This is a genomic window from Desulfobaculum sp. (genome assembly GCF_054921475.1).
On record NZ_JBUDSW010000022.1, the window covers coordinates 1 to 21,714 of the forward strand.

A 21,714-nucleotide genomic window follows, 5' to 3' on the forward strand; every position below is an offset into this window, starting at 1 on the left:
CCTGCACTTAACGCTTGATTGCCAATACGATTGCTTAAGAATCCTGCGTGCGCACAGGCCGGGTGCGCGTAGAGAGGACCGTCGTCACCCCTGACAACTCTCGCCCGTGGCCCACCCTTATTTTCTGGGCGGCTTCCGCCCAGAAAATCCTAAGGATTGTTAAGGAAATTATTTCCTTAACTCGCCGAAGGCACTCTTCCCCCACTCCCCCTGCCTCAACGCCCCCCTGCCAACAGACGCAAAAAAGCCCGCAGCGTATGCTGCGGGCTTTTGTAATCTCTGGTGCCGAAGGGGAGACTCGAACTCCCACGGCCTTTCGGCCACTACCCCCTCAAGATAGCGTGTCTACCAATTCCACCACTTCGGCATTATGTCAGACTACTCTGCGCTTTCCTCGGCCGGGGCGACGGGGATGTCGTCCGGCTTGGCAACGGGAGCGGCCTTTTCGGGAGCGGGTTCGGTCACGGCGGGGACGCTCGTCATGATGGACTCATCACCGGGCTTGGAGCTGGTGAGCACGTTGTAGACCAGCGAGGTGACCAAGAAGATTGCAGCGAGGAACGCCGTCAGCTTGGTCAAAAGTCCACCTGCGCCGGAGGAACCGAACACGGTGCTGGAGCCGCCGCCGAAGATGACACCCATGCCTTCCTTGCCGGACTGCAACAGAACCAGCACGATAAGGATGAGACAGGCAAGAATGTGCAGAGTAAGAACTAAGGATTCCAAATCAAACTCCCTTGAATCCCGCATCTTTGGCGGGTCGTGTTGCTTATGCCTTGACGATCTGGCTGAAGCTTTCAGCCTGTAGGCTTGCGCCTCCTACCAGCACACCGTCAACATTGTCAAGCGCTATGATTTCCGAACAGTTGGCAGGCTTCACGCTGCCTCCGTACTGAATGCAGATTTCATGACCTTTTTCGCCAAAGAGGTCAACGAGGACACTCCGGACGAAGGCGTGAGCATGCACGATTTCGTCCGGACCTGCAACCTCTCCGGTGCCGATAGCCCACACAGGCTCATAGGCTACGACGATATCTTCTGCCGGAACATCCTGCGGCACGCCGGAAAGGCCCTTTTCCAGCTGCAAGCGCAAAACCTCTTCCACACGGCCAGCCTTGCGCTCCTCCAGCAGCTCGCCAACGCACAAAATCATGCGCAGGCCCTGCTCCAGACCGTAGGCCACCTTGCGGCCGATGAAGGCGTCATCTTCGCCCATGACGTGACGGCGCTCGGAGTGCCCGGCAAGGGCGTAGGAGCAGCATGCGTCGCGCAGCATGGCTGGCGAAATTTCGCCCGTAAACGCACCTTCGGCCTCGGGATAGAAGTTCTGCGCGCCAAGGTGGAAGCCGGTTCCGTGATTAAACGCCCCGGCGACGGCATGCAGCGCGGTAAAGGGCGGGATGACCAGAACTTCGCGCCCTTCCGGCACCTCGCCGACCAGCTTCACCAGCTCGTCGGCGACTTCGCGGGCTTCACCGGCCGTCTTGTACATCTTCCAGTTGGCAGCCATCAGTTGCTTCATTGCGCTACTCCTTGAGTGCGGTGAATGCGGGCAGGTCCTTGCCTTCCATGAATTCCATGAAGGAGCCACCGCCCGTGGAGATGAAGGTCATTTTATCCGCCAGCCCCGCCATTTTGAGGCAGGAGCCAGTATCGCCGCCACCGCCGATGGTCATGGCATCGGCCAGCCCGGCAACGATCTTGGTCAATTCCATGGAGCCTTCGGCAAAGGCCGGGTTCTCAAACGCGCCGACAGGACCGTTCCAAACCACCGTCTTGGCGCCCTGGAGCACCTCGCGGTAGAGGGCAACGGTCTTGGGGCCCACGTCAAGAGCCATCAGGCCGTCGTCTATGCCGTCTGCGGCGTCCACGGTCTTCACCGCTGCGGCGGCGTCCGGCCCTTCGCCCAGCACAAAATCGAGGGGCAGAACCAGCTTCACGCCGCGCTCCTCGGCGGTGTGCATCACGCGCTTTGCTTCGTCCACAAGGTCCTTCTCCACCAGAGAGGAACCAACGCCAACGCCCTGCGCCAGCAGAAAGGTGTTCGCCATGGCGCCGCCAATGATCAGGGAATCCACCTTCTCCAGCAGCTTGTTCAGGATGCCCAGCTTGGAGGACACCTTGGAGCCGCCGGAAATAGCCACGTAGGGGCGCTTGGGGTCGGCAAGGGATTCGCCGAGGAACTCCCACTCCTTCTTGAGCAGGAAGCCTGCGCACTTTTCCTTGGCGTGGGCGGGAATGCCCGTCATGGAGGCGTGGGCGCGGTGCGCGGTGCCAAAGGCGTCATTGCAGTACACGTCGCACAGCTCGGCCAGCTGACGGCCAAAGGCGTCGTCACCGGCCTGTTCCTCGGGATGGAAGCGCAGGTTCTCAAGCATCAGCACTTCGCCGGGCTTCAGGCCGGCGACCATGGCGTTGACCTCGTCACCGATGCAGTCGGGGGCCATCTTCACGGGACGGCTCAGCAGTTCGCCAAGGTGCTTGGCCACCGGGGCGAGGGAGAACTCCGGCTTGACCTGCCCCTTGGGCTTGCCAAGGTGCGCGCACAAAATCAGGGCCGCGCCCTGCTCCAAGGCATGCTGCACCGTGGGCAGGCTGGCGCGGATGCGGTTATCGTCAGCGATAACGCCGTCCTTGATGGGGACGTTGTAGTCCACGCGGATAAGTAGTTTTTTGCCGCTCAGGTCAATTTGATCGATAAATTTCAACACGGCATCTCTCCTTGCCTGAAAGATTTCTTTGTACGTATGGCTCGGGCATCCGGATGAGTTTAGCCCCTGCCGGATGATTTTTCCATATCCAGCGTCATGAGAAAGGCGTCTTCCCCTGTGTCTGGATAGTATTTCGGGCGCACGCCCACTTGCTCAAAGCCGAACTTTGCGTACAGGCGCTGCGCCGGAACATTGGAAGCGCGAACTTCCAAATGCGCGGCTTTCATGCCCATTTTAGCGGAAATTTGCAATATCATACCCAGCAAGTGCGAGCCGAGGCCGGCCTCGCGCAGGCCGGGGCGCACGGCAATGTTCAAAATCTCGGCCTCGTCCGCCACGAGGTAAAGCGAGCAGTAGGCCGCAAGGGCGTCGCCTTGCCTAAGTCCAAATACATAAAAGACTTTTCGCTCCAGGCCCAGCCGAAATTGCTCCGCTCCCCACGGGTGGGAAAAGCACTCGGACTCCAGCGCAACAAGGGCGTCTACGTCGTCCGCGCCAAGCCTGTCGAAAACATATTTTACCTCAGTCACGAAAAAACCTTGTCTGAAAGTTGAATTTTCTCCCTCCCCTGCTATACACGGCGTATGCCGTCAACGCAAAACACCACTTTGTTTTCCTTAGGGAATACGACACCGCCGATAAAGCATGGAAGTGTGGAAATCGTGGATGAACACGACAACCCGCTCTGTGTGATAGCCCTGCCCGACGCCAGCCAGCAGACCCTGCGGCACCGGGCCGTCCTTGTTCTGGTCTACGATGAGCGCGGCCGCCTGTACCTGCAAAAGCGCTCGCGCAAGAAAACCCTCTACCCCGGACGGTGGGACCTCTCCGCCACGGGCCATGTTGAAGTTGGCGAATCCCGCGAGGACGCCGCCATCAGAGAGCTATACGAGGAGCTGGGCGTCCGCGTGACGGGCCTTCGCTTCGTGCACGACGTTCCGGCCAGCCACTCCACGGGCTACGCCTTTGTCTCGCTGTACTCCGCCGGACGCGTCACCGCGCGCCTCAAGACGAATCCCGAAGAAGTCTCCGGCGGCATGTACGTTGACGAGGAAGAACTCGCCCTGCTCGTCCGCGACTTCCGCGACCAGCTTACGCCGGCCATCGTCACCTTCTGGGAACTGGGCATGCTGTTCTAGCGCCCGCCCCACCCGGCCATCCCTTTACCACGCAGCGCGCCGCCCACAACTGTGGTCCGGCGCTGTTTTGATGCGGCGCAGGCTGACATATCGTCCGGCCTGCGCCGTGTCGTATCGTCTCTAATCGGTAATAAGGCCGCTCATGGCCTCGTGCAGAGGGCCATTGCTGGCAAGAATGCCGCCGCCGAAGGTGTACGGCGTGTTCGCGTCAAAAGCGCTGACGCGCCCGCCCGCTTCCTCCACCAGCAGCATGCCCGCCGCAGTATCCCACGGCTTGAGGCCACGCTCGTAAAAGGCGTCCATCCGCCCACAGGCCACATAGGCAAGGTCCACAGCCGCAGCGCCCATGCGCCGCACGCCCTGACACGTGGCCAGCACGCGTTCCAGCGGCGAGATGATACGCGGCAGGTCTTCCTTGACCGTGTAGGGAAAGCCCGTCGCCACCAGCGCGCGTTCCGGGTCGGCCTCGGTGGTGACGCTGATGGGCGCGCCGTTGAGCGTCGCCCCTTGCCCGCGCACGGCGTGGAACAATTCATCCATCACAGGCAGCGAGACAACGCCAAGCTCGGGGCGGCCATCACGCCACAGGGCCACGGACACAGCGCACATCGGAATGCCGTGGGCAAAGTTCGTGGTGCCGTCCACAGGGTCAACAATCCACGTCAACGCCTGCGGTTCAAGGCTTTCCGCGCTTTCTTCGGCCAGCATGCCGGCCTCGGGCAAAATCTCGCCAAGGCGCTCTTTCAGCAGGTTTTCCACGGCCACATCAGTTTCGGTGACGAGGTCGATACGGCCCTTGTACGTGATATTGCGCGGGGTGTTCCACGCGTCGGTTACGATGCGCCCGGCCTCACGCACGGCGGCGAGAGTGCGGGTCAACAGGAGTGGCGTCACATAATCGGACATGGCTCTCTCCTTGAGCGTTGGTCAGGAAAAAGGCGGCCACTTGGGCCGCCTGTCAGAATGCATGAATATGGTATTTCGGGCTAGTTGATGTAGACCTTGCTGTAGAGCTTGGCCTCTTCCAGACTGCGGCCCGTTCCGCGGACAACGGTGGTCAGCGGATCGTCATCCACGATGACGTTGAGGTTCGTTTCCTTACAGATGAGGCGATCCAGCCCCTTGAGCAAGGCACCACCGCCCGCCAGCAGCAAACCGTTGTTGGCGATGTCGCCCACCAGTTCCGGGGGCGTCTTCTCCAGCGAACGCTTCACGGCGAGCACAATGTGCGCCACCGGCTCCTGAATGGCGTGGCGGATTTCCTCGTCGGAGATTTGGATGGTCTTGGGCGTGCCGTTGACGAGGTTCTTGCCCGAAACTTCGCCCGTCAGCGGGGCGTCCAGCGGCATGGCCGTACCAAGGGTCATCTTGACCCGCTCGGACATATTCTCGCCGATGAGCAATTGGTGCTCGTCCTGAAAATAGCGCTGGATGGCCTCGTTCATCTCGTCGCCCGCCACGCGGACGCTTTCGGCGTAGGCCACGGCGGACAGGGAGATGACGGCCACTTCCGTGGTACCACCGCCAATGTCCACCACCATGTTGCCGATGGGTTCCTCAATGGGCAGGCCCGCACCGATGGCGGCGGCCATGGGTTCCTCAATCAGCTTTACTTCCCGCGCGCCCGCCTGCAGGGCGGACTCGATAACCGCGCGCTTTTCCACCTGCGTGATGCCTGTGGGCACACAGATAACGATACGCGGCTTCACCAGCGACATGCCGGTGATGACCTTTTTGATGAAGAAGGAGATCATCTCCTTGGTCACTTCAAAGTCGGCGATAACGCCATCCTTCAGGGGGCGGATGGCGCGAATTCTGTCCGGAGTGCGGCCCAGAAAGTCCTTGGCCTCCTTGCCGACGGCAAGAATGCTGCCGTTGTGTGCGTCCATGGCCACAACGGAGGGTTCATTCAGGACAATGCCGTCTTTCGGGGAGAATATCAGCGTATTGGCCGTTCCCAGGTCCATGGCGAGGTCTTTGCCGAGGAAGCCGAAAAGGCGTTTGAAAATCATCTATGTCAGCTCTCTTTTGCCGTAGTAGAGGTTGAATCCGCGTCATGCCTCATGTGAGGCTCGGTACTCTATACTCGATTCCCCCCGTGGCGGCAACGCCCGGGGGAAGATTCCCCAGCCATCCGCTAGGTTTCCTGCAGACGGCCTTTGAGGAAAAGGTTTTCCAGAAACAGGGCCAGATGGTCCGTAGCCATCTCGACAAATTCCCTGACTGGCGGAGTCACCTCCATTGGGGCCTCATTGGCGAGGACCAGAACGCCGCGTGTCCGCTTATGGATAATAAGCGGCATGCAGATGGAGCTTCGAAATTCCGGCGCACCCGAATTTTTACCCAGCAGAGGCTGCGGCGCGCCCGAGGCGTCGCCATCACCGGAGTGGACGGCCTGCCCATTGGCAAACACCCACCCCACCAGTCCAGAGCGTATGGGAAAACGCCCGGACCCACTGCTGGGGCCGGAAATGACCGGAATATTGGCCCCTTCGACGAAGTACGACTCTCCCCGTTCGTCCCTCGCCACCAAAAAGCAATGCGAAAAACGCGTCGCTTCCACAACAATCTCCAAAAAGTGCTGGAGAAATGCATCCCATCGCGGAAACTGCTTCCGCAACCCTTGTATGAGTTGCAGGCTTTTGTAAAAGCGGTGCTCTTCCTGATCCTTCTTCACCTGCGAGGCTCCGCAATGGATGTCGCAGGCAAGGTCGGCAAAGAGCTGCAGGATTTTTTGATCCTTACCGCTAAAGTTGTACGATCGGCGGCTATCCACACACAACGCCCCTCCACTGGGTCCCAAGGGGCAGCCCATGAAGGCCTTGACCTTGTTCTCCTCGTCGTTGGCGTAATAGCCCAGTTTGCTACGCTTGCGGTCGAAGTTGTTGATCAAGAGCGGCTCGTGGTTTCTGATAATCCAGCCCACAAGCCCCTGTCCCGGCGCTATCGTCGTGTCTTCACGAATATCGTCCCCAAGGCTAAACTGCGCCCTTAGGTGGTATTCTTTTGCATCCTCCCCCGGCAAAAAAAGCAGGGTGGAATAGGCGTCGAATACGCTACAGACGATACCCAGAAGTTTTTCAAGGCTGTCGTTAACCATATCCAACTTGAAGCGTTTGAGCGTTCGGCCCGGATTGACCGGCGCGGCCTAAGGTGTACGATACCGGGCCAGATTTTAACAGCATTATTTTACGCCTCCATCCGTGGCGGGGGCATCGGCATTTGGGGCCAGATAATGGAAGTCGAACGCGGTTTCCTCGTCCTCGCGGCGCAGGTTTGCCACGCCTTCGCGCTCCAGCCTGTCAAAGACTCCGGCGCGGATAAACGGGGTAAACATGTCCAGCAGCGTTTCCCATACGTCCCGCGCTCCCGTACCGCCACCCGGCGGCGCAGGCGGTACGTCCGCCAAGTCGCACTCCAGCAGCTGGCGCACCGTGGGGTATGGCTCCAGCCGCCCCATGAGCGCTGCGCGAAACTCCGCCACATCCAGCGGCCCCTGCGGCACAAAACGCGTGCGCGCCGCAAACAGGTCCAGCATCAGCCGCGCAAACAGCAACAGCTCCAGATAAACGAAAACGTCCTCACCCCGCTGCACGGCGCTGCTCATGCGCATGGACACCAGTTGCACAATGGGGCCAAGGCCATCCCACAGGCTTTTGCGCTCCACCACGGCCCGCACGCTGGCCCCGGTATAGCGCGAATGCTGGGCGGCCAAGGCGCGGCGGCTCATGCGGCGCACCTGCCGCACGGGCGCGTCCTCCACCCGGCGCAGAACATACCCATGCTCCGCGAGGCGGCGACAAAAAGCAAAATCCTCATGCGTTGGGCCGCTGTGCGCGCCAAAGCCGCCCACAGCCGTCCACACCTCGCCGCACATCAGCCAGATGTTCCCCGTTAAAAAGCCCGTCTTTTGCGGGTCAAAATCCAAAATGTCATACCGGGCCATATAGCGCGCGGTAGGCCCGCTTCCGGCGTCACACGTGATGATGCCGCCGACAAGACCCACACCCTCCTCCGCCAAAAGCTCCTTGGCGCGCGCCACCCAATACGGCGCGGGGCGGATGTCGCAATCCACGGACAGGACCATGTCGCTGCCCGCCACGGCGGCAAGGCCATGGGCCTTCGCCCCTGCCGGGCCGCGGTTTTCATCCAGCCGTTCAATGGCGACAGGCGGCGCGCCCTCAGGGAGCTGCGGCGAGGCATACGCGGTGGCCGAGCCATCGTCCACCACCAACACGCGCTGCGGGCGCACGCTCCACGTCGGCACGGACCTGAGCAGTCCGTCCGCCAAGCGCGCGTCATTGAACGTATAGGTCACCATCGTCAACTCATCGCCCACGGCTCCTCCCCTGCGGCTGACGCTGTCCACCGGCCATGACCGGCCTAATTGCCGCAACGTAGCAGAAACGCGGCCCTTTTACCATGCGCCAAGGCCGATTCGCGGGTCTGTCGTCGCCCCGCAGTGCCGCTGGGGCGGGAAAAGAGGAAAAAATGAAGAAATTTCCGCCCATGGCGGGACGAACTATTGTCATTCTTTCTGACAGGATGTAGACTTTTTCTGTTGACTATGTGCCGCCGGGCTCTGGCCACGGTACGACACGACACACCGAGAACGGAGGTGATTCTATCGCCATAGTCAACGCTACCGCCCACCTTTTTACAGGCCTCGGAGGCCTCTGGAAAACGGCATGCGCTTCAGTTGGGAACACGCTTTTAGTACATCCAAGGAATTCAACGCCCCAAGTGGCGACGACACAGACTTCACCCTCAACATCAGTTCGCTCTCCACCCTGAAGCGCTACCTTGACCGCGTTCACGTTAAGCATTGCCTGCTGAAGCCCTACTTCGAAAACGACGACTACCCCATTCTGGACTGGCGTGAACTGCTGCCGTCCTTCGAGTCCGACACCTTCGAGTACGCCAACCTGCCGGGATTCAGCATGGTCGCCCTTGCGCGGCCGCTCAACTACTTCAGCGAGCCGTTCCAGTTCGACATTCTGCACGACTTTCTGGAAGCCACAAGCTACGGCGACGGCTTCGCCTGCCCGCTGGAAAAGAACGTGATGGACCAAAACCGCCGCGTTCTGCTGGACCGCCTCCCCAAGCCCTATCAGGAAGCCTTCCGCCGCCGCTTTGGCCGCAAGGACTTCACCGCCATTGAGCAGTACCCGGACATGCTGGAGTTTCTGCTCAATCTGGACCGCGCGCATGTGATGGCCCAGAACCTTGACGGCAACTTCCATCTCTCGGGCATCTATGCTTCGCTGCCTTCGGACCTTGATACGGAAATCAAGCGCTTTGGCCTGCGCATCGGCAAATTCCGCGTGGGCGATAACGCCCGCTACGAGCGCAACAGAAATTTCGTCTATCAGTTCCTCATGGAGCTGTACGGCTTCCCCATCGTGTCCGAGCGCCGCACCTCCAGCGCGCTGTTTGCCCGGCGTCTGCACGCCATGGGCGAGAAGTTCCTCATCCGCGTGCTTGGGCAGTCCGACCGCACGCTGACCACCATCTACACGCATCCCTCCCAAAAGCGGTACCCGCGTGTGGAGAAAATCGCCCTTGTGCAGGTGGACGACAACCAGCGCGAAGCCCTCGCCAGCCTCGGCCGGGGCCGCTATTTCGTGGATAAGGAAAAGCGCGTGGTCATCATGCGCGTGGTGTACCGCCAGCACGTCTACTCCAAGGACAACGTCCGGCAGGACCGCGCGCTGTCCGTGCTGAAACAGGAAATCATCCACCCATGGTCCGGCCGTGTGAACGACAAGGTGAACCTCATCAAGGACGCCACCAACATGGTCGTGCGCATGAACGACATCGCCAAAGGTGAATATATCGGGCGCATTGTCTATAAGCGGAACGAAGTGGTGGATAATACGGACACCCATGAAAAGCGCCTAAAATTCCTGTACGCGTGGCTGTCCAAGCATCAGCGGCGCATCATCGCCTATTCCGACGAATTCTATTCGTCCATGGTCAAGGTGCTGGACACCTACCTCCTTGACCCGGACAACTACGAAACGTTCAACACCATGAACGAGCTGTATCAAGAGGTTTGGACCAAATACAGCTACATCCAGCAGGCCCGTAAGGTGCAGCTGCTTGAAAACCTGCAGCACCGCACGTTCAAGGGAAAGCGCATCAACTATCTGGAAATGCTGGAGCAGACCAACGCCGTCCTGCATGATCTCAAGTTTGAAATCGTCAACTACTTTGACCAACTGGTGCAGAATGTACTAGGCATTGCAAAGAACATCCTGCGGGACTCCTACCTCGTGCGCACCTACGTCCGCCCAAAGGACGAAGACCTCACGCCCTACGGGCAGGAAATCAAAAAGCGCTATAGGCGCCTTGTGTCGCTCATTGATGAATTCAAGTCCATCCGGAAGTCCCGCACAGACTCGGATGACAAAGGCCCGGGCACTGCGGTATAACAACGCCCCATGGCCGCTTCCATTCGCCCCCAGCTTCGGAGGAAGATTCATTGTCCAAGCTTTTGACCACGCCACTTCATGAGTGGCACGTAGCCAATGGTGCCAAGATGGTACCCTTCGCCGGTTGGGATATGCCCGTCCAGTACGCTGGCATCATCAGCGAGCATACGCACACCCGCACAAGGGCGTCCGTCTTCGACATCTGCCACATGGGCGAATTCAAGCTCAAGGGCGCCAAGGCCAAGGAGCACCTCTCCCGCCTTGTCACGCACAATCTTGCCACCCTCGGCCCCGGGCGCTGCCGCTACGGCTATATGCTCAACGAGGACGGCGGCATCATTGACGACCTCATCGTCTACTGTATGAGCGACGACGAGTACCTGCTGGTGGTCAACGGTGCGCGCACCATGACGGACTACGCGTGGATTAAGTCCCATCTGCCCGCGGACATGTTCTTTGAGGATATCTCCGAGCTTACGGCAAAGATTGACCTCCAAGGCCCTGCCGCCTGCACCGTGCTCAATGCCGTCACCGGTGAGGACTGGAGCTTCTTGAGCTACTTCTCCTTCAAGAAGGCCGAGTTCATGAACGACCCGTGCATCATCAGCCGCACCGGCTACACAGGCGAACTCGGCTACGAGCTCTACATCCGCGAGGAAGCCGCCCTGCGCCTGTGGGAAGCCCTGCTTGCCCACCCGGACGTGGAACCCGCCGGACTTGGCGCGCGCGACACTCTGCGCCTTGAAGTCGGCCTCTCCCTCTACGGACAGGACCTTGACGACAAGCACACTCCGGCAGAAGCTGGCGGCGCGTTCTTCCTCAAGTCCGAGGCGGACTACATCGGCAAGGCCCACGCCTTTGATGTACGCGAACAGCTCATCCCTCTTGAAATGGAAGGCCGCAAGGCCGCGCGCCACGACGACCCCGTCTTCCTGCCCAGCGGCGAGGAAGTGGGCCGCGTTACCAGTGGCTGCTACGCCCCCAGCCTCGGCCACGCCGTGGCACTAGCCTACGTCCAAAAGGACGCCGCCGAAAACGAGGAATTCCTCGCGGGCAAAGGCAAGAAGAAAATTTCCGCCAAACGCTCGGCCCTGCCCTTCTACAAGGAGGGGACAGCACGCCTTAAGCTGTAGGCATACCGTCTTCATTGCCCCAAGCCCCGGCCTGTCCCTGCTCCGTGCAGGAACACAGGCGGCGCTTGGGGCTTTGCTTTTTTGAACAACAAGGACACATTACGGTGAAAACCTTCTACATGCATCCGGACGACTGGCGCGAGCCATACGTCCTTACCGGCCCGGAAGCGCACCACCTTTCCCGCGTTCTCCGCCTGAAACCCGGCGAGGAGGTTCGCCTCTTTGACGGCTGCGGCGCAACCGGCACGTTTGAAATCGTCTCCGTCAGCAAATCCCGCGCGGAGCTGTTGCCCAAGCGCATCGAGCACATCGACCCGCCCGCCAATCCCGTGACCCTCGCCCTCGGCTGGGCCAAGGGCATCCGGCGCGGTTGGCTGCTTGAAAAAGCCGTGGAACTGCAAGCCGGCGGCCTTGTCTTTTGGCAAGCCGGACGCAGTCAGGGCCGTGTGCCCGCAGGCAGCAAGGAAAGCTGGGACACCAAGCTCATCGCCGGCGCCAAGCAATGCGGCAACCCCTTCCTGCCCGAAATCCACACCTGCCCCGGCGGCGTGCAGGACCTCATCGCCCTCGGCAAGGACTACGACCACCGCTTCCTCTTATGGGAAGACCTGTCGCGCCCTGCTGTGCTCGACTATCCCGCCGTCAGCACGCCGGGGAGCGTGCTTTGCGTTCTTGGCCCGGAAGGCGGCTTCGCCCCCGGCGAGGCCGAAGCCCTCGTTGACGCCGGATTCACCCCCGTCAGCCTTGGCGGGTCCATTCTGCGCTGGGAAACGGCGGCCCTTGTCTGTCTCAGCCTGTTCTGGTGGGGGAGGCATCATGTTGACGAATCCTAAAGGCCACGCTCCCGCGGGCATGGGCGGCGGCTCCAGCCGCTCCACGGCCAAAACGCGCCCCCTTGCCGACCGCATCCGCCCTCACGAGTTCGAGGAGTTTGTCGGTCAATCGCACCTGCGCGAAAAGCTCGACGCCCTGCTGGCATCCGAGCGCGTGCCCAGTCTGCTGCTCTTTGGCCCGCCCGGCTGCGGCAAGTCCACACTTGCCCTGCTCCTCGCCAAGCGCAGTGGACTGCCCTATCTACGCGTCAGCGCGCCGGAAGCCGGGCTCAGCGCCCTGCGCAAACGCATTCAGGACGACGTCAAACTCCTCGTCCTTGACGAGCTTCACCGGTTCTCCAAGGCGCAGCAGGACTTCTTCCTGCCCATTCTGGAGTCCGGCGAGATTACGCTCATTGCCACCACCACGGAGAATCCATCCTTCTCCGTCACGCGGCAGCTGCTCTCGCGGCTCCACGTGTTGCGCCTGCACGAGCACTCCCGCCGCGACCTGATGCAAGTCGCCAAGCGCGGCACCGAAAAGCTCGGCGTCACCATTCCCGAGGAGACGTTGCGCGTTCTCGCAGGCATCGCCCAGGGTGACGCGCGCTCACTGCTCAACCTCGTCGAGTACGTCGCCGACCTGCCCGAAGAACACCGCGAACCGGACCACCTCAAGACCGTGTTGCCGGACCTCGTTCTGCGCCACGACAAGGCCGGAGACTCGCACTACGAGCTTGCCAGCGCGCTCATCAAGTCCATCCGCGGCAGCGACCCGGACGCCGCGGTCTACTATCTGGCCTGCCTGCTCGAAAGCGGCGAAGACCCGCGCTTTGTCTGCCGCCGCCTTATCATCTCCGCTGGCGAAGACATCGGCCTCGCCGACCCCTACGCCATGCAGATGGCCGTGGCCTGCCAGCAGGCCGTGGAGTTCGTCGGCATGCCCGAAGGCTTCATCCCCATGAGCGAATGCGCCGTGTATTTGGCGCTCACCAAAAAGAGCAACTCCACCTACGAGGCCTATCACCGCGCCGCCGCAGAAATTCGCAAAAACGGCCCCAAACCCGTGCCCCTGCATCTGCGCAATGCGCCCACCAAGCTCATGGAAGAATGGGGCTACAAAAAAGAATACAAGTACCCCCACAGCTTCCCCGGCGCGTGGGTACAACAGGACTACCTGCCCGACCAACTCGTCGGACGGCGCTTCTATAAGGATAAAGACCAAGGCGAAGAACCCAAACTCGCCGCCCTGTGGAAGAACCGTATGCGGAAGAGATAAAGAGAGCAGAGCTGGTTAAGGAAATAATTTCCTTAACAATCCTTAGGATTTTCGGGGCGGAAGCCGCCCCGAAAATAGGGGTGGGTGGGCGGGATTCTCTTGCCTTATGCCCTTTTCTTTTTCCGGAGGCCAGACAAAGATTCTCACCGCCCTTCCCCTCGCTCCAACGCCCCCCAAAAACTCTCCCATCCAGACGGACGGGAGTCGCACAGGGGTGACGACCGCCCCATCCACACGCACCCGGCCTGTGCGCACATGGGATTCCAAAGGGCCCACGGCCCTTTGGCCTGCGGAGCACAAACACCCCCGCGCCACCTCCCACCGCACGCCAGTCGCCACACGCACCTCCCAACGCACGCCCCCACCCGCCACACGTCTGCCCTGCTGTTGCCCCGCCGCACGCATCCTGCTAGGCTCGTGGCGTCCCCGGGGTAGGCTGGCGTGGTATCTGAGGAGGAAGCCATGGTCATTTACGCGGGCGCGGTTTTGGTGGTTCTTCTTTTGGCGTGGCACTTTTATGTGCATGCCTTTTTGACGGAGACGCTGTTTTCGCGCATGCGGACGCCGCGGTTTGTTTCGCGCATGCTGTCGCTTGTGTGCTTTGTCATTGCGCTTTTTATCCTGTGGACGATTGCCGGAGTCTCGGTACTGAGCTACCTTGCGGCCGTGCTTGGCACGACGACTCCGTAACTGTTGTGTGCCCGACGCTGAACTGCCACCGGCTTTTGCCGAAAGGAGCCATCCGCCCCGCCATGTCCCAATCCCGCACCATGCCTGCACCGGCACTGAAATCCCTTGTCGAATCGACGGAAGAGGCCAAGGAACTGGCCAAGGACGAAATTAAAGCGCTCCGCAAGGACCTGCTGGCGCTGGAACGGTTGCTGTCCAGCAAAAAGAAGGGACTGACCGACCCGGACGCGGTGTCGCTGCACGACATTGTCCACGGCGCGCTGGAAATCTTCCGCACGGCGTCGCTGGCGCTGGAGAACGAGCGCCTGATGGAGCAGATGCACGACGCGGTGGAGCGCTCGCTTGCCGAGGACTTCTTGCAATCGCACGGCGCAACGCTGCTGAAGGAGCCTGAGGGCTGGCACTGGATTTCCCCCAAGGGCGTGATGCACCACCTTGGACCGGGCGAGGAACCGGCCAAGGCTATGACGAAGCTGAAACGCCACCTGCCGCGCACGCCCAAAACGCAGGCCGACTCCGCAATGGACGAAGAGCCAGCGCCGGAAGAGGCTCCTGCGGCCTCGGAGCCGAAAAAAGCGGCCAAGACAAAGGCGAAGAAATAGCGCCCCCTTTTCCCACCGACGACAAACGCCCCGGAACCTGATGGTCCCGGGGCGTCTTTTTTGGGCTGTACGGAGGCGATGGGGCTAGGCGTCGCCGCTTCGCATATCGCCGATGATGGATTGCAAACGCGCGGCCTGCTCGGCAAGGGCTTGAATAGCCTGCGTGGATTCGCCCATGGCGGTTGAGGTCTCGGTCGCGATGGTGCGGATGCCTTCGGTTGCGCGGGTGATTTCCTCGCTGGAGGCGGTCTGCTGGTCTGCGGCGGTGGCAATGGCCCGCACCTGATCGGCAGTGGAGTCGATCATGCGGACAATCTCGCTGAGCACGGCGCCGCTCTGTTCGGCCATCTCGCGGGTTTCCTCAATGCCGGAGGCGACATCACGGGTGCCGTCCACGGTCTGGGCGGCGCTTTGCTGAATGAGGGTGACGGACTGCGTGACCTCACGCGTGGCGCTCATGGTGCGCTCGGCCAGCTTGCGCACTTCGTCGGCGACAACGGCAAAGCCGCGCCCAGCGTCGCCAGCGCGTGCGGCCTCGATGGCGGCATTGAGGGCGAGAAGGTTCGTCTGGTCGGCAATTTCCTGAATGACGGTGATGACCTGCCCCACGGCTTCGGCCTGCTTGCCCAGTTCCTCCATCTGCGCGGTGAGCTGGGCGCTCTGCTCGGCCACGGCAACGGACACGTCGCGCGCCTTGGCGGCGACGCCTTCGCCGCGCTGGGCGTGGTCGCGCACCTGCTCGGCCATTTCCGCGGCGCTGTCGGCATTGCGGGCCACTTCCAGCACGGTGGCGTTCATCTCTTCCATGGCGGCGGCGACCTCGCCGGTGCGCTGCTGTTGCTGCTCGGCCCCGTGGTTGGACTGCTCCACCTGCGCGGCAAGCTCCTCGGCGGAAGAGGAAACCATGGAGGACACATCGTTGGCGTCCCCGGCGGCGTGGGAGATGCGCTCGTGCTGATTGCGGATGCGCTGCTGTTGCTCGCGGATGGCGGTAAGGTCGAACCAGAGGGTCATGGTGCCAAGGCAGGTGCCGTCCATGTCGAAAAACGGAGTGGACGTCACGTTGACCACGATGGTGCGGCCGCTGGGCGTGGAGTAGGTGATTTCCTCCTCAAGCTGGCGGTCCTGCTCCAGCGCGCGCTGGGTAATGGTGTGGCGCGAGGCGTCGCCGTAGAAGAGTTCACCGGACGTGGTGCCGATGTATTCGCTTGGCGCGCCGGGCAGTTCCAGCACGGCGCACATGGCGTCGTTGACGTACCGCACGTGGTTGTCCGGCCCCACAACAACGCAGGGCTGCGTGATGCCGCTGAGAACGCCCTGCGAAAAGCCAAGGCGGGACTTCAGCTCGGCCACCATATCCGTCACATGCTCGGCCAGCCCGGCAAATTCAAAACGAAAGTGCCCGTCCAGCGTGGCGTTGTAGTCGCCTGCGGCAACCTGCCCGGAAAAGCGCTCCACCTGCGCGAGGGGGCGCAGGGCAAAGGTGCGCACGAGAAAAACGATGCTCCCGGCCACCAGCAAAATCATAGCGACGCCTGCGGCAATCATGATACTGCGCTGACGCACGGCGGTGGCGGCAAGGTCGGCCTCGTCCACACTCACGGCGACGCGCCAGCCCGTTTCGGCCACGGTCTTAAAGCTCATAAGCTTGTGGCGGCCATTCCATGTGTACCAAATGTCGCCATGCTTCTTGGCAAGGGTCTTCTGGATAAACGGCTCGGCGCTGACGTCGCGCATCACGAGCGAGGGGTCCGCCCCGTGGCCGAGGACGCGGCCCTGCGCATCAAGAATAAATCCGTAGCCCGCATCGCCGACGCGCACCGGCTCCAGCACCTGCGTCATAAAGATATCCAGACGCGGGAAGACCAGCACGCCGCCGGTGGCCGTGTCGCCGCCGTCGGTGATGGCGTGCCCTACGGCAAAGACCTGTCCACCGCCCTCAAGGGCGACGACGTTGCCCGAGGCAAAGGACATCCTGCCGCCAAGAATGGCCTCGATGGCGTCGCCGCCACCGGGGTCGGTTCCTGCAAGGCTGTTGCCCTCAGTATCCGCACCCGCAACGATGCGGCCCGTCGCGTCAAAAATGGCCACGGCGGCGTAGCCGGGCTGGGACTCCACCACCTGTTTGAGACGGGTGTAGGCCTTGTTGGCGCCGTAGGAGGACATAAGGCTGTTGCGGACCTTACGCTCCTTGGCAAGGCCTTTGGCCAGCACTTCGGCGCCCTCCAGATACCGGTCCAGCGAGCGGACGGTGCTCTCGCAGCTTTGCACGGCGGTCTGGCGTCCCATGTCCAGCGCCATGCTGTAGGACGATGCGTTCACATACCACACCAGCCCCCCGACTGATGACGCAATAAGCAGAACAACCAACGCGGAAAGAAGCGTGTTGCAACTCTTAATTCGCAGCATTGAAACCCCTTCTCTGCTGAGGGCGCGGGGGCGCGTCCTCCTTGTCAAAACACAAAGAGGGCCCCGAACGGTCTGTCCGGAGCCCTCAACATCCCTCTCTCAAGATGCGTCCGGAATGCGCTATGGCATTATTTGGATCGCATCGTTTCAATAACTGTTTGCAGCCGTTGCGCCAGCCCCGCCAGGTCGCTGATGGCGCGTGTTGATTCATCCATCGCCACGGACGTTTCGGATGCGATGGTCCGTATGCCCTCGGTGGCGTTGGCGATTTCCTCACTTGTCGCGGACTGCTGTTCCGCAGCGGTGGCAATGGTGCGGACCTGGTCGGCGGTCTGCTCGATGACGCGGACAATGTCCTGCAGCACCTCGCCGGACTGGTGCGCCATGTCGCGGCTACGCTCCACGGCGTCCACGGCCTTTTCCGTACCGCGCACGTTGAGGTTGGCGCTTTCCTGAATCTCCTTGATGGAGTCCGTCACTTCCTTGGTGGCGGCCATGGTGCGCTCGGCCAGCTTGCGGACCTCGTCGGCAACAACGGCAAAGCCGCGTCCGGCGTCGCCAGCGCGGGCGGCCTCGATGGCGGCATTGAGGGCCAGCAGGTTGGTCTGGTCCGCAATATCCTCAATGGTGGTGATGACCTGCCCAACGCCGTCGGCCTTGGCGCCCAGCTCGGTCATGCTCTGGCGCAGCTCCTGCGCCTGCTGCGACACCACGTTGACCAGCTCCACGGAGGAGTTGACCACGTCGTGCCCTTCGCGGGCGCGGTTACGGACCTGCTCGGCCATTTCTGCGGCGTTTCCGGCATTGCGGGCGACCTCGATAACCGTGGCGTTCATTTCCTCCATGGCGGTGGCCACTTCGGCAATGCGCTGCTGTTGGTCGTCCGCGCCGTGGGTGGACTGCTCCACCTGCGCGGCAAGTTCCTCGGACGCGGACGCCACCTGCGAGGAAACGGCTTCGGCCTCCTGAGCGGCGCCGGTCATGCGCTGGTTCTGCTCGTTGATGCGCTCCTCGTTGGCGCGGATTTCCGTCAGGTCGAACCAGATGGCCAAGGTGCCAAGGAGCTTGCCGTCCATGTCGTGGAAGGGTGTTGCGGTCACTTCCACGGTGAGGTTTCGGCCATCGGGCGTGGCGTAGGTGATTTCTTCGGTGACCTGCCGCTTGGTTTCCAAAGCGCGGCAGGACGTGGTGACGTGCTTGGCATCGCCGTAGAAGAACTCGCCAAGAAGCTGCCCTTTGTACTGCTCCGGCGAGCCGGGCTTGCCAAGGTACTCGCACAGCTGGCGGTTCATGTAGGAAATGGTGCCGTCCTGACGGCTGATAACGCACGGTAGGGTTATGCCCTTGAGGACGCCCTCGGAGAATCCAAGCTGTTTCTTGAGCTTGTCCACCATCTCCGCAAGGGTATGGGACATCTGCCCCAACTCGTCACTGGTGGAGACGTTGAAGTCCGCGCTCAGGTCGCCCGCGGTGATATCACGCGAGGCCTTGGCGATGATGCCCACATTGCGCACCACCTGCCGCCGCAGGAATATCACCACCGAGGCCACAAGAATAACCAGCCCCGCCACGCACAAGCCGACGAACTTGGCAATCTCCATGTTCATACCCGCAATGGCGGGGGTAACGTCCTGCATGACGACCATCTCGCCAAGAATGGGCTGCGACGCCCCATGACAGTGATGACAAGACTGCCGGTTGCGGATGGAGTCCACCCGCACAAACACGTGCTTGTCTCCAGCCTGCAGGAGCTTGCCCGCCGACGAATCCGTCTTGAGGGCCTGTTCGGACATGGCGTGCAGGCCGTCCATGGGCAGGGCTTCGTCAAGGTCTATGCGCTCATGGTCCGGCGTGGTGGTGTAGGTGATATTGCCGCGGAAGTTAGTCAGGTAAACCTGCACATCGGGATATTTTTCGCGGATAAAGTCAAACTGCTCGCGGGTGCCTGCGTCGTCGCCAACGACCATAGGCTTGGCAATGGCGTGGTAGAGCAGCTCGGACGTCTGGCCGACGGACTGCTCAAGGCTTGCGCGAAAATCTTCGCTGCGCCATGCGGCGGTGACAACGGCAAGGCCGGTAAAGACAATAACGCTGACCACAAGCACAAGGATGGTGACCTTCACACCCAGATGACGCTTCACGTAATCCAGCATGGCGGCCCCCTTAATGTGCACCGCTGTGGATCAGCGGCTTGAAGTCAAAGTTCTGGACACGGTCGGCATTATGACAGCGCCGACAGTCGTCAAGGGTAGGCGTGCGCGTGATGAGCGATGGGTCCCCCATGTCCGCATGCTCTGCGCCCGGCCCGTGGCAGGTTTCGCATCCCACATCAGCAAGGTGCGGCGTGGCGTCGTGGCTGATGAAGCCGCCTTTGCCGTACCCCGTGGTGTGACAGTCAAAACACCCGCGCAGTTCCTCCTGCGTCAGGTCCGAAGCCATCACCTCCACACTCTCCCACGAGCGGGCTTTCTTGGAATGCGCAGTGAACCGCTGATACTCTTCCTCGTGACACTCTCCACAGGCCTTGGAGCCCACATACCCTCCGGCATGCACACTCGGCGCAACGTACAGCCCAAGGGCGAATACGGCACCGATAATGACCTTCCCTCTCATTAGTGACCTCTCAGAAGCATTCAATTCATAAAGAACCGGGGGGATGCTCCGCAGGCGCCCCGTCTGGCAAAACGGGTCAAGCCGCGCCAATGCAGGCAAATTCCCCTCGTAACCCCTTTTCCCCTGCAACAGGTCCAAACTCGTACCGCATCATCTATAGCGTTGAAAAGAAGAAAACTGCCGCGAAAGGGATTTTCTCCATCCTCTCCGGCCACAAGCCGCAAAAAAGGGGCGCTGAAAGGTCCAATGCCTCCCAGCGCCCCTGCATGTGAATCAAAGCGCATTGTCGCGCCCGTTCACGACGTGGCGCGTTATTTCGCGCCCCACCCTGCCGCCTCGTCAACAAGGACGATGCGCTCGCGTGTCAGCGGAACGACATTGTTCCGGCGCTGTTCGGGCCGCGCAACGCGAAGCCCCTCCGTTACAATGCAGTCGCCGCAGATGGGGCCGCGCTCTGTTTCGACGTATATGCTCCATTCACCAAGCTCGCCGCTACAACGGCAACACTTCTTCTGCATACGACCTCCGTTGACCGTTCGTGGTGTGCTATCCCTCCGGCTTTAATCAATTTCCGTGCCGGAATTTTTTGCACGCCCATTACGGACGACGGCGGCCGCCACAGCCAGCCACGTATACCGCGGGGCACGTGGGCTGACGCGGCGGAAGCGGGAGTAAGCGTCTGGAGCCGTGCGCCGCGCTTTTCGCGCTAGTGGGCTAAAGCCCCTGCATTTTCTGCCGATGAATGAGGTGGCAGCTCTATGGAGATTTCAATGCACAACCAGAATCCACAGCACACCAGCACGGGCTTTACCAGCGCCGTTGTCGTTACCGCGTCGGAAGCCAACCGCCAGCGGGACAAGCGCTTTTTGCGCCAGTGCGGCGTCAACACCATCAGCGGGACGGACACGCCCGCCGGGGCGTTGTCCCTCATCGAAAAAACACACGCCGACCTCGTCATCTGCGACGAACAGCTCCACGGCGCACGCGGACTGGATTTTCTGCATATGCTGCGCGATGCGCCGCAGGTCCGGAGCATCCCCGTCATCCTCGCCAGCACGGATACCAGCGAGGGCGCCCTGCTGGACGCCGTGGCCGCAGGATGCGCGGGCTACCTGCTCCGCCCCTACTCGCAGGACAATTTTCAGCGCCAACTCAGCCTTGCCGCGCAGGGCGACCTTGCAGGCGCGGCCCAGCGCGCCGCCCTTGAACGCGCCGCGCGGCAAGCCGAAGAAGGGCAAGTGGACAAGGCCATGCGCAAGTGGGAGCACGTGGTCGCCGCCCCGGAAAAGGCCCACGACTACTACAAAACCGGCTGCGCCCGCCTTGGCAAGCACGACTGGAACGGCGCCATCGTCAACTTCCGCAAGGCCACCGTCCTCGACCGCCTCTACGCCGAAGCATATGAGGGGCTGGGCAAAGCATGGCAGGGCAAGGGGAACGACAGGCAAGCCCGCAAATACATGCGCCTTGCCGCCGCGGCCTACTCCCGCATTGGCCGCTACGAGGAAGCGCGCACCATCTTCGTCCGCGTGCTCAAACAGTGCCCGGAGACGGACAACCCGTTCATCGACCTCGGCGCCGCCATGGTCAAACGCGGCGACTGGACCGGTGCAGGCCGCGCCTACGCACAGGCCATGGAGCACAGCGGAAACGAGAGCGCGGTGTACACGGCCATTTCCCGCGCCTGCCACTTTACGGACCACCCCGAGGCCACAGCCCGGCGCGTGGCTGCCGCCCTTGCCGAGGAATCCGGCACCGGCGACGCATCACGCCGCATGAAGCGCATTCTTGGCGGGGCACCCCGCTCTCCCCGGCGCGCCCCGCAGGCGGACCCGGAACTGTCGGCCCCGGCATTTCTGCCCGCGCCCCTTGCTGACGCGTGGCTGGTGGTC

At 61.6% G+C, this 21,714-nt stretch carries 20 protein-coding genes and 1 tRNA gene; 8 read left to right on the forward strand and 13 right to left on the reverse strand.

What is annotated here, in order from left to right; translation table 11 throughout:
• Positions 1-280: 280 nt before the first annotated feature.
• The 5 genes from ACY69P_RS02515 to rimI all read right to left on the reverse strand — a co-directional run bounded on the left by ACY69P_RS02515 (position 281) and on the right by rimI (position 3,241).
• Positions 281-367 (reverse strand) — tRNA-Leu (locus tag ACY69P_RS02515).
• A gap of 11 nt (positions 368-378) precedes the next feature.
• Positions 379-726, reverse strand: coding sequence for a preprotein translocase subunit SecG (gene secG, locus ACY69P_RS02520; protein ID WP_459899846.1), 348 nt, complete (start codon positions 724-726; stop codon positions 379-381).
• A 43-nt stretch (positions 727-769) separates the two neighbouring features.
• On the reverse strand, positions 770-1,522 hold the full coding sequence (gene tpiA, locus ACY69P_RS02525; protein ID WP_459899844.1) for a triose-phosphate isomerase: 753 nt from the start codon (positions 1,520-1,522) through the stop codon (positions 770-772).
• A gap of 4 nt (positions 1,523-1,526) precedes the next feature.
• The gene (locus ACY69P_RS02530) at positions 1,527-2,708 is read right to left on the reverse strand and encodes a phosphoglycerate kinase (RefSeq protein WP_462326479.1); all 1,182 of its coding nucleotides are present in this window, start codon (positions 2,706-2,708) and stop codon (positions 1,527-1,529) included.
• A 62-nt stretch (positions 2,709-2,770) separates the two neighbouring features.
• Positions 2,771-3,241, reverse strand: coding sequence for a ribosomal protein S18-alanine N-acetyltransferase (gene rimI, locus ACY69P_RS02535; protein WP_459899843.1), 471 nt, complete (start codon positions 3,239-3,241; stop codon positions 2,771-2,773).
• Positions 3,242-3,373: 132 nt separating this feature from the next.
• Between rimI and ACY69P_RS02540 the strand changes: the two genes are divergently transcribed.
• Positions 3,374-3,850 (forward strand): NUDIX hydrolase, encoded by a 477-nt coding sequence (locus ACY69P_RS02540; RefSeq protein ID WP_404844910.1) that lies wholly within the window; start codon positions 3,374-3,376, stop codon positions 3,848-3,850.
• A gap of 120 nt (positions 3,851-3,970) precedes the next feature.
• Here ACY69P_RS02540 and ACY69P_RS02545 read toward each other — a convergent pair whose 3' ends face one another.
• The 4 genes from ACY69P_RS02545 to ACY69P_RS02560 all read right to left on the reverse strand — a co-directional run bounded on the left by ACY69P_RS02545 (position 3,971) and on the right by ACY69P_RS02560 (position 8,189).
• Entirely contained in the window at positions 3,971-4,756 is a 786-nt protein-coding gene (locus tag ACY69P_RS02545) for an inositol monophosphatase family protein (protein ID WP_462326470.1), read from the reverse strand.
• Between the two features lie 80 nt (positions 4,757-4,836).
• Positions 4,837-5,862, reverse strand: coding sequence for a rod shape-determining protein (mreB, locus tag ACY69P_RS02550; RefSeq protein ID WP_459899839.1), 1,026 nt, complete (start codon positions 5,860-5,862; stop codon positions 4,837-4,839).
• Between the two features lie 125 nt (positions 5,863-5,987).
• Entirely contained in the window at positions 5,988-6,950 is a 963-nt protein-coding gene (locus ACY69P_RS02555) for a GAF domain-containing protein (protein ID WP_459899837.1), read from the reverse strand.
• A gap of 84 nt (positions 6,951-7,034) precedes the next feature.
• Positions 7,035-8,189, reverse strand: coding sequence for a glycosyltransferase family 2 protein (locus ACY69P_RS02560; RefSeq protein ID WP_462326471.1), 1,155 nt, complete (start codon positions 8,187-8,189; stop codon positions 7,035-7,037).
• Between the two features lie 349 nt (positions 8,190-8,538).
• Between ACY69P_RS02560 and ACY69P_RS02565 the strand changes: the two genes are divergently transcribed.
• From ACY69P_RS02565 to ACY69P_RS02590, 6 genes are all read left to right on the forward strand, one after another.
• The gene (locus tag ACY69P_RS02565) at positions 8,539-10,284 is read left to right on the forward strand and encodes a hypothetical protein (RefSeq protein ID WP_459899833.1); all 1,746 of its coding nucleotides are present in this window, start codon (positions 8,539-8,541) and stop codon (positions 10,282-10,284) included.
• Positions 10,285-10,334: 50 nt separating this feature from the next.
• Positions 10,335-11,417 carry a glycine cleavage system aminomethyltransferase GcvT gene (gcvT, locus tag ACY69P_RS02570; protein ID WP_404844904.1) on the forward strand — a complete coding sequence of 361 codons (1,083 nt, stop codon included), beginning with the start codon at positions 10,335-10,337 and terminating at the stop codon, positions 11,415-11,417.
• A gap of 104 nt (positions 11,418-11,521) precedes the next feature.
• On the forward strand, positions 11,522-12,250 hold the full coding sequence (locus ACY69P_RS02575; RefSeq protein WP_462326472.1) for a 16S rRNA (uracil(1498)-N(3))-methyltransferase: 729 nt from the start codon (positions 11,522-11,524) through the stop codon (positions 12,248-12,250).
• Positions 12,251-12,269: 19 nt separating this feature from the next.
• Positions 12,270-13,508: a replication-associated recombination protein A gene (locus ACY69P_RS02580; protein WP_462326480.1), complete on the forward strand. Its 1,239-nt coding sequence runs from the start codon at positions 12,270-12,272 to the stop codon at positions 13,506-13,508.
• Positions 13,509-13,970: 462 nt separating this feature from the next.
• Positions 13,971-14,198 (forward strand): hypothetical protein, encoded by a 228-nt coding sequence (locus ACY69P_RS02585; RefSeq protein WP_459898657.1) that lies wholly within the window; start codon positions 13,971-13,973, stop codon positions 14,196-14,198.
• A gap of 62 nt (positions 14,199-14,260) precedes the next feature.
• Positions 14,261-14,800 carry a hypothetical protein gene (locus ACY69P_RS02590; protein ID WP_462326473.1) on the forward strand — a complete coding sequence of 180 codons (540 nt, stop codon included), beginning with the start codon at positions 14,261-14,263 and terminating at the stop codon, positions 14,798-14,800.
• 84 nt (positions 14,801-14,884) lie between these two features.
• Here ACY69P_RS02590 and ACY69P_RS02595 read toward each other — a convergent pair whose 3' ends face one another.
• From ACY69P_RS02595 to ACY69P_RS02610, 4 genes are all read right to left on the reverse strand, one after another.
• Entirely contained in the window at positions 14,885-17,209 is a 2,325-nt protein-coding gene (locus ACY69P_RS02595) for a methyl-accepting chemotaxis protein (protein WP_462326474.1), read from the reverse strand.
• A 128-nt stretch (positions 17,210-17,337) separates the two neighbouring features.
• A complete protein-coding gene (locus tag ACY69P_RS02600; protein ID WP_462326475.1) occupies positions 17,338-19,362 on the reverse strand; it encodes a methyl-accepting chemotaxis protein in 2,025 nt (674 codons plus the stop codon).
• Between the two features lie 10 nt (positions 19,363-19,372).
• Positions 19,373-19,822: a multiheme c-type cytochrome gene (locus tag ACY69P_RS02605; protein ID WP_462326476.1), complete on the reverse strand. Its 450-nt coding sequence runs from the start codon at positions 19,820-19,822 to the stop codon at positions 19,373-19,375.
• 311 nt (positions 19,823-20,133) lie between these two features.
• Positions 20,134-20,340: a hypothetical protein gene (locus ACY69P_RS02610; protein WP_462326477.1), complete on the reverse strand. Its 207-nt coding sequence runs from the start codon at positions 20,338-20,340 to the stop codon at positions 20,134-20,136.
• A gap of 252 nt (positions 20,341-20,592) precedes the next feature.
• Between ACY69P_RS02610 and ACY69P_RS02615 the strand changes: the two genes are divergently transcribed.
• Positions 20,593-21,714, forward strand: a 1,122-nt coding sequence (locus ACY69P_RS02615; RefSeq protein WP_462326478.1) for a response regulator, incomplete at its 3' end; no start/stop codon positions are given.